Genomic DNA, 7008 nt, shown 5'->3' with positions numbered 1-7008 from the left:
CGCGGGCGCGGCCTGCGGCGCCGCGGCGGGTGCCACCGGAGGCAGCGGCGCGGCCTGCACCGGCGCCGACTGCACCGGGGCGGCCTGCACCGGGGCGGCCTGCACCGGCGCGGGGGCGGGCGCGGGCAGCGTGGCCGGCAGCGGCGCCCCGGCCGGCAGGTAGTCCGGCACCACCCGCGCCTGCGCCCCGCTGATGACCAGCACGCGGGTGTTGATCGGGATGGGCACGGCGTCGCGCTGCGTCACGCTCACCAGCTCGTCCCGGCCGTCCCTGGGCACGGCGATGATGTATTCGGTCGCCTCGGCGTTCACCGCCGCGCGCTCGGCCGCGGTGCCGATCAGCCCGCCCACCAGCCCGCCGCCCACCGCGCCCAGCGCGTTGGTGATGCGGTTGCCGCCGGCCACGCCCCCCACCACGCCGCCTGCCGCCGCGCCGGCCGCCGCGCCCGCCGTGCCATCGGCCGCGATGGCGACGCGGCGCGAGCCCGCCACCACCCCGCGCTGCACCGGGTTGGCCTGCTGCACCGCCCGGGTGGCGTATTCGTCGGCGCTGTAGCGGCTGCCGCAGCCCAGCAGGAGCAGGGGCGCGAGGAGGAGGAGGGCACGCATGGGGGCGAGATAGGCCCCGGCGCATGGCCGCTCAACCCGGAAGCGCCTATATGCCTGCCATGCGCCTTCCCTTCCGCAAGATGCACGGCATCGGCAATGACTTCGTCGTGCTGGATGCACGCCGGAACAGCGTGCTGGATGCACGCCGGAACAGCATGCCGGATGCGCGCGGGAACAATCTGCCGGATGCCCGCGCCGGCCTGCGGGACGCCGCCGCCATCGCGCGCCTGGGCGACCGCCACCGCGGCGTGGGCTTCGACCAGCTCATCACCCTGGAGGACGACGCGCAGGGCGCCGACGTCTTCCTGCGCTTCCACAACAGCGACGGCTCGGAGGCCGGGGCCTGCGGCAACGGCACGCGCTGCGCGGCCTCGCTGGTGCTGGAGGAGACGGGCCGCGCGCGCATCGCCATCCGCACCCGCGGCGGCATCCTGGCGGCGCAGCGCCTGGCCGATGGCACGGTGCAGGTGGACATGGGCCCGCCGCGCCTGGGCTGGCAGGACGTGCCCCTGGCGCGGGAGATGGACACGCTGCACGTGCCGATGGCGGGGCTGGACGGCGCGGCGTGCTCCATGGGCAACCCGCACGTCACCTTCTTCGAGGACGGCCTGGACGCCGCCGCCCTCGGCCCGGCGCTGGAGCGCGACCCATTGCTGCCCGACCGCGCCAACATCGGCTTCGCCCGCGTGGAGGCGCCGGACCGCATCCGCCTGGTGGTGTGGGAGCGCGGGGCGGGGCTGACGCTGGCCTGCGGCTCGGGCGCCTGCGCCGCCATCGTCAACGCGCATCGCCGCGGGCTGTGCGGGCGCGCCGCCACCATCGCCATGCCGGGCGGCGAGTTGCAGCTGGAATGGCGCGCGGCGGATGGCCACGTGCTGATGGCCGGCCCCGTCGCCACCGCCTTCACCGGCGAGGTGGCGGTGTGACGGAGGCGCTCTCCTTCGGCTGCCGGCTCAACGCCGCCGAGAGCGAGGCGATGCGCGCCCTGGCGCCGGGCGCCGGCTGGGCGGGGGCGCTACTGGTCAACACCTGCGCCGTCACCGCCGAGGCCGAGGCGCAGGCCCGCCAGGCCATCCGCCGCGCCCACCGCGCCGACCCCGCGCGGCCCATCCTGGTCACCGGCTGCGCCGCGCAGGTGGCGCCGGCCGCCTGGGCGGCGCTGCCCGGGGTGGCGCGCGTCATCGGCAACGGCGCCAAGCTGGACCCGGCCAGCTGGGACGCCCCGGTGGGGCCCATCCCGCGCGGGGCGCCGGTGGTGGCGGCGGCCAGCGGCGGCACCCGCGCCGTGCTGGCGGTGCAGCAGGGCTGCGACCACGCCTGCACCTTCTGCGTCATCCCCCGGGGCCGCGGCCCGGCCCGCGCCCTGCCGGTGGCCGAGGCCGCCAGCCGCGCCGCCGCGCTGGCGGAGCGCCACCGGGAAATCGTGCTGTCGGGCGTGGACCTGGCGTCGCACCCCGACCTGCCGGGGCTGGTGCGCGCCGTGCTGCGCGCCGCGCCCGGGCTGGCGCGGCTGCGCCTGTCCTCGCTGGACCCGGCGGCGCTGGACGAGCGCTTCTGGGCGGTGTGGGCCGAGGAGGAGCGGCTGGCGCCCTTCCTGCACCTGTCGCTGCAGCACGCGGAGGACCTGGTGCTGAAGCGCATGGGCCGCCGCCACCGCCACGCCGGCCTGCTGGCCCTGTTCCGCCGCGCGCGCGACCTGCGCCCCGGCGCCGCGTTGGGAGGGGACCTGATCGCAGGCTTCCCCACCGAGAGCGAGGCGCAGCACGCATGGCTGGAGCAGTTCATCGCGGAGGCCGGGCTGGCCTTCGCCCACGTCTTTCCCTATTCGGCCCGCCCCGGCACGCCGGCCGCGCGCATGCCGGCCCTGCCCGTGCCGCTGCGGCGCGAGCGCGCGGCGCGGCTGCGCGCGGCGGCGGCGGCGTCGCGCGCGCGCTTCCTGCGCGGCCGGGTGGGATGCCTGGAGGAAGTGCTGATGGAATCCGACCAGCGCGGGCATTCCGCGCATCTCGTCCCGGTGGCGCTGGCGGCGCCGCGCGGCGCGCTGGTGCGCGCGCGCATCACCGACACGGACGGCGCCACCCTGCGCGGGGAGGCCGCCTGATGGCCCTGCGCGACCTGTGGCGCCGCGTCACCGGCTCCGGCACGCCGGAGGTGACGCCCACCCCGCCCCCGGTGGTGGAGCCGCCCCCGCCCGAAACCGCGCCGGAGCCCCCGCCCGAGGCCCCGCCGCCCAGCACGCCCGAGCCGGTCAGCGACCCGGTTCCCCAGGAAGCCCCGGCCCCGGTGATCGAGCCGCCGGGCGAGACGCGCATGGGCTGGCTGGGCCGGCTGAAGGCCGGGCTGTCGCGCTCCACCGCCAAGCTGACCGGCTCCATCACCGGCGTCTTCACCAGGCGCAAGCTGGACGACGCCGCGCTGGAGGAGCTGGAGGAGACGCTGATCGCCGCCGACTTGGGCGTGGCTGCCGCCCAGCGCATCGTCGCCGGCTTCCGCCGCACCCGCTTCGGCAAGGAGGCGACGGAGGAGGAGATCAAGGGCGCCCTGGCGGAGGAGATCGCCGCCATCCTGGCCCCCGTGGCGCAGCCGCTGGCCATCGCGCCCGCCCATGCGCCGCACGTGGTGCTGGTGGTGGGCGTGAACGGCACCGGCAAGACCACCACCATCGCCAAGCTGGCCGAGCAGCAGCGCCAGGAAGGCCGCAAGGTGGTGCTGTGCGCCGGCGACACCTTCCGCGCCGCCGCGGTGGAGCAGCTGCAGGTCTGGGGCAGCCGCACGGGGGCCGAGGTGGTGGCCCCGGCCAAGGACGGCGCCGACGCCGCCGGGCTGGCCTTCGACGCGCTGTCCCGCGCCAGGGCGGTGGGCGCGGACGTGCTGTTCGTGGACACCGCCGGCCGGCTGCACAACAAGTCCGCGCTGATGGAGGAGCTGCGCAAGATCGTGCGCGTGCTCAAGCGGCAGGACGCGGCGGTGCCGCATTCGGTGCTGCTGGTGCTGGACGCCACCACCGGGCAGAACGCCGTCTCCCAGCTGCGCGTCTTCACCGAGATGGTGGCGGTGACCGGGCTGGTGGTCACCAAGCTGGACGGCAGCGCCAAGGGCGGCGTGGTGGTGGCGCTGGCGCAGGAGTTCGGCACGCCCATCCACGCCGTCGGCGTGGGCGAGACGGCGGCCGACCTGCGTCCCTTCGAGGCGCGCGCCTTCGCCCGCGCCCTGGTCGGGCTGGAGTAGCCCTCAGGCCTCGACCTGCTCAACCGCCAGCACCTCGGGGATGTAGTGGCGGAGCATGTTCTCCACCCCGTGCTTCAGCGTGGCGCGCGAGGACGGGCAGCCCGAGCAGGCGCCCTGCATCTTCAGCCGCACCACGCCGTCGCGGAAGCCGCGGAACACGATGTCGCCGCCATCGCCGGCCACGGCGGGGCGCACGCGGGTGTCCAGCAGCTCCTTGATCTGGGCCACGGCCTCGGCGTCGGCGGGGTCGTAATCCTCCTCGCCCGCCGCGTCCTCGCCCTCGATGACGGGCAGGCCGGCCAGGAAGTGCTCCATGATGGCGCCCAGCACCTGCGGGCGCAGGGCCTGCCACTCCACCGAATCGTCCTTGGTGACGGTGATGAAGTCCGAGCCGAGGAAGGCGCGGGCCACGCCCGGCAGCGCCAGCAGCCGATGCGCGAGGAAGGAGCGCGAGGTGTCGTCGCCGGCCACGAAGTCGGCGGTGCCGGCCGCGCCCATCACGTCCCGGCCCGGCAGGAACTTCAGCGTGGCGGGGTTGGGGGTGCCTTCGGTCTCGATGAACATGCGGGGGTCCTGCGCGGTGGGGCGGGTTCCGGACGCAAATGGTCCTCTTTGCGGCCGCGTGCAAGCCGCCGGCCCCGCGGCCCTGGCATGGCGCTTGCGAAGCCAGGGCATGATGGTGAGCGACCCGATCCGCCTGGCGTTCCGCCCCGCCGGCTCCGCCGAGGTGCCGCAGCCCGCCGATGGCGGCCCGCCGCTGGGCCCGGACGAGGCCATCCCCATCCCCGGCGCCATCACCTTCGAGGAGGTGCTGGAAGGGCTGAACCCGCTGCATCACCTGCCGGGGGTGGGCATGATCTACCGCGCGGCGACGGGGGCGGAGATCCACCCCGCCATGCGGGTGCTGGGGGCGGGGGTGCTGGGCGGGCCGCTGGGCATGGTGCTGGCTGGGGTGATGAGCGCGGTGGAGATGACGCGCCCGGTGGACCGGCTGCGCGCCGCCCTGGCCGGCGAGGCCGACCCCCTGCCCACCATGGCCCAGGCCGCGCCGGCGCGCAGCGTGGCCGAGGCCTATGCGCGGTGGGCCTGACGGGAGAGTCCCCACCGCGGCGTCCGCCCGTCGCAACGGCGACAGGCGGACGCCGCGGCGGGGGCCCCGGGTGGAAGGAGCGCCTTTCGCCGCGGGGTGGCCGCCGCGTAGGGGGCGGCCGCGCGGCTGCGCGCGCCCCGGGCCCCTCCTGTCCTGCATGGCCTGCTCCGCGCCAGGGCGGAGCCCCGGCGCGACCCGCACGCCGGGCGCGCGCCGGTCCGTCGTCGCCGCGTCAGTACAGGCTCAGCACCGACAGGTGGACCCAGCCCCAGGGGGTGCCGCCCTGGCCCACCTGCAGCCAGCCGCCCGGCGCCTCGGCGAACACCTCCAGGCGGGTGGCGCGGGGCACGGTGCGCAGCACCTCGCCGCCGCCGCCGGGGCGGGCGCGCAGGTTCACCGGCGTGCGCTCGCTGGTGGTGACGGTGCGGCCGGCGGGGGCGGGGGCCGCTGCCGCGGGCGGCGCCTCGGGCGCGGCGGCGCGGGGTGGCTCGGCGCGGGGTGGCTCGGTTGGGGGCGGCAAGGTGGCTGGGGGGCGCGGGGCGCCGCGGGCGGTGCCCCCGCCCTCGAAGCAGCGGTCGGTCATCTCGGCGAAGGCGCGGGCGGTGTCGGCCGGCGCGCCGGCCAGCACCAGCCACTGCACCGCGGGGGCGTTGCGCTCGAAGGCCACCAGCGCCACCCAGGGCCGCAGCGGCTCGGCCGGGCCGGGGTCCAGCCGGCCGCACACCGCGAAGGCGCCGCCCTGCGCCTGCCCGAAGGCCTGCACCCCGCGCAGCGCGCCGCCGGCCAGGCGCGGGGCCAGCGCGGCCTCGGCGGCGGCGCGGGCCTCGGCGGCGCGCGGGTCGCCGGCGGGGGCGCGCGGCGCCTCCTCCTTGCAGGCGGGCAGCAGCAGCAGCGGCAGGAGCAGCAGGGCGCGCATCGCCGCAGCCTAGACCACGCCGGGCCGGCGGGGCGCGCGATTCCCGTCACGCAGCATGCGTTTTTCCCGCCCCGGCCTCAGCGCAGCCGGCAGGCCCCCGGCACCGCCGCCAGCTGCGCGACGATGCCCGACACGCGCACCGTCCCGGCGGAGGACACCGGCAGCCCCGCCGCGCCCAGGCCGCGCGCCACCCAGGTGTTGCAGGTGTGCAGCAGGGAATAGCCGGGCCGGGCCGGCAGGAAGCGGCCGGGCGGCAGCGGGCCCTCGGGCAGGGTGGCGTCCAGGAAGGCGTTGAAGCCGCCGGGGTCGCGCAGCGGCACCGCATAGGCCGGCGCATCCACCGCCGGGTCGGGCAGGGCGGCCACCGGCAGCGCCTCCATCACCGCCGGGCCGGGCAGCGGCGCCAGCGCGTGGGCGACGATGCCCGGCCCGCCCGGGATGTCGAAGAAGCCCGCCTTGCCGTAGCCCAGCCGCAGGGCGGGCGCGCCGCGGGCCAGGGCGCGGGGGCGGCCCACCAGGGCGGCGGCCTCCACGTTCAGCTCGGCGTGGATGCCGCGGTCCAGCACGGCCAGCGCGGCCTCGTGCCCCGGCGGGCAGGGCGGCGGCTCGCGCCCGGCGCAGGCGGCGAGGGGCAGCAGCAGCAGGGCGGGCAGGCGGGCCATGCGGCCAAGGAGGGGTGGAAACGGCGCCGCGCAAGATTGACAGCGGCGCGCGGACGGGCTTGAAGGCCCGCGCTCTCGCCTCGTGCGGAGGGGTGCCCGAGTGGCTAAAGGGGACGGACTGTAAATCCGTTGGCTTGCGCCTACGCTGGTTCGAATCCAGCCCCCTCCATATCTCCTGGCAGGGCGGGCGGGCTTGTCCCGCTCCTTTCCTTCATGGCTCTCGCCCCGCGCGGGTGTAGCTCAATGGTAGAGCACCAGCCTTCCAAGCTGGCTACGGGGGTTCGATTCCCCTCACCCGCTCCAGGGTCCTGCTCGCCGCATGGGCTTCCCCACCGGGCCGTGGCCGGGAAACGGCATTTCTTTTTCGGAGCGGAGTGACGATGGCCAAGGCGAAGTTCGAGCGCAACAAGCCGCACTGCAACATCGGGACGATCGGCCATGTGGACCATGGCAAGACGTCGTTGACGGCGGCGATCACCAAGGTGCTGGCGAAGGCGGGTGGG

The 7008-nt window shown here is 77.0% G+C and carries 9 protein-coding genes and 2 tRNA genes; 7 read left to right on the top strand and 4 right to left on the bottom strand.

The window, feature by feature from the left end; genetic code table 11:
- Positions 1-609, bottom strand: a 609-nt coding sequence (locus ACI6QG_RS19315; RefSeq protein ID WP_407026218.1) for a hypothetical protein, incomplete at its 3' end; no start/stop codon positions are given.
- A 59-nt stretch (positions 610-668) separates the two neighbouring features.
- Between ACI6QG_RS19315 and dapF the strand changes: the two genes are divergently transcribed.
- The 3 genes from dapF to ftsY all read left to right on the top strand — a co-directional run bounded on the left by dapF (position 669) and on the right by ftsY (position 3837).
- Positions 669-1535 carry a diaminopimelate epimerase gene (dapF, locus tag ACI6QG_RS19310; RefSeq protein ID WP_407026217.1) on the top strand — a complete coding sequence of 289 codons (867 nt, stop codon included), beginning with the start codon at positions 669-671 and terminating at the stop codon, positions 1533-1535.
- Positions 1532-2710, top strand: a complete 1179-nt coding sequence (locus ACI6QG_RS19305) for a radical SAM protein (protein WP_407026216.1) — start codon at positions 1532-1534, stop codon at positions 2708-2710. Before dapF ends, ACI6QG_RS19305 begins: the two co-directional genes overlap by 4 nt.
- A gap of 209 nt (positions 2711-2919) precedes the next feature.
- The gene (ftsY, locus tag ACI6QG_RS19300) at positions 2920-3837 is read left to right on the top strand and encodes a signal recognition particle-docking protein FtsY (RefSeq protein WP_407026219.1); all 918 of its coding nucleotides are present in this window, start codon (positions 2920-2922) and stop codon (positions 3835-3837) included.
- Positions 3838-3840: 3 nt separating this feature from the next.
- Here the strand turns inward: ftsY and ACI6QG_RS19295 are convergent, their stop codons facing one another.
- Entirely contained in the window at positions 3841-4401 is a 561-nt protein-coding gene (locus ACI6QG_RS19295; RefSeq protein WP_407026215.1) for a NifU family protein, read from the bottom strand.
- A gap of 109 nt (positions 4402-4510) precedes the next feature.
- On the opposite strand from ACI6QG_RS19295, the gene ACI6QG_RS19290 reads away from it, so the two are divergent.
- Positions 4511-4927: a hypothetical protein gene (locus tag ACI6QG_RS19290; RefSeq protein ID WP_407026214.1), complete on the top strand. Its 417-nt coding sequence runs from the start codon at positions 4511-4513 to the stop codon at positions 4925-4927.
- A 232-nt stretch (positions 4928-5159) separates the two neighbouring features.
- On the opposite strand, the gene ACI6QG_RS19285 is transcribed toward ACI6QG_RS19290, so the two are convergent.
- Together ACI6QG_RS19285 and ACI6QG_RS19280 are read right to left on the bottom strand one after the other, a co-directional pair.
- Positions 5160-5843 (bottom strand): SH3 domain-containing protein, encoded by a 684-nt coding sequence (locus ACI6QG_RS19285; protein ID WP_407026213.1) that lies wholly within the window; start codon positions 5841-5843, stop codon positions 5160-5162.
- Between the two features lie 77 nt (positions 5844-5920).
- Complete coding sequence (locus tag ACI6QG_RS19280) at positions 5921-6505, bottom strand: DUF2459 domain-containing protein (protein WP_407026212.1); 585 nt, start codon at positions 6503-6505, stop codon at positions 5921-5923.
- Positions 6506-6591: 86 nt separating this feature from the next.
- Here ACI6QG_RS19280 and ACI6QG_RS19275 point away from each other — a divergent pair.
- The 3 genes from ACI6QG_RS19275 to ACI6QG_RS19265 form a co-directional block, all read left to right on the top strand.
- Positions 6592-6674 (top strand) — tRNA-Tyr (locus ACI6QG_RS19275).
- A gap of 60 nt (positions 6675-6734) precedes the next feature.
- A tRNA-Gly gene (locus tag ACI6QG_RS19270) sits at positions 6735-6808 on the top strand.
- Positions 6809-6885: 77 nt separating this feature from the next.
- Positions 6886-7008 (top strand): GTP-binding protein (locus ACI6QG_RS19265; RefSeq protein ID WP_407024724.1); only part of this gene is annotated, 123 nt, incomplete at its 3' end.

The sequence above is a fragment of the Sabulicella flocculans genome (assembly GCF_045449635.1).
GTDB lineage: Bacteria > Pseudomonadota > Alphaproteobacteria > Acetobacterales > Acetobacteraceae > Roseococcus.
The sequence above is the reverse complement of the archived record's forward strand: the minus strand, read 5'-3'. Positions and strand labels throughout refer to the sequence as shown.

Bases quoted from the DNA above. Each gene is read 5' to 3' on its own strand.
- dapF (WP_407026217.1), top strand. From the start codon at position 669: ATGCGCCTTCCCTTCCGCAAGATGCACGGCATCGGCAATGACTTCGTC.
- ftsY (WP_407026219.1), top strand. From the start codon at position 2,920: ATGGGCTGGCTGGGCCGGCTGAAGGCCGGGCTGTCGCGCTCCACCGCC.
- ACI6QG_RS19295 (WP_407026215.1), bottom strand. From the start codon at position 4,401: ATGTTCATCGAGACCGAAGGCACCCCCAACCCCGCCACGCTGAAGTTC.
- ACI6QG_RS19290 (WP_407026214.1), top strand. From the start codon at position 4,511: ATGATGGTGAGCGACCCGATCCGCCTGGCGTTCCGCCCCGCCGGCTCC.
- ACI6QG_RS19285 (WP_407026213.1), bottom strand. From the start codon at position 5,843: ATGCGCGCCCTGCTGCTCCTGCCGCTGCTGCTGCTGCCCGCCTGCAAG.
- ACI6QG_RS19280 (WP_407026212.1), bottom strand. From the start codon at position 6,505: ATGGCCCGCCTGCCCGCCCTGCTGCTGCTGCCCCTCGCCGCCTGCGCC.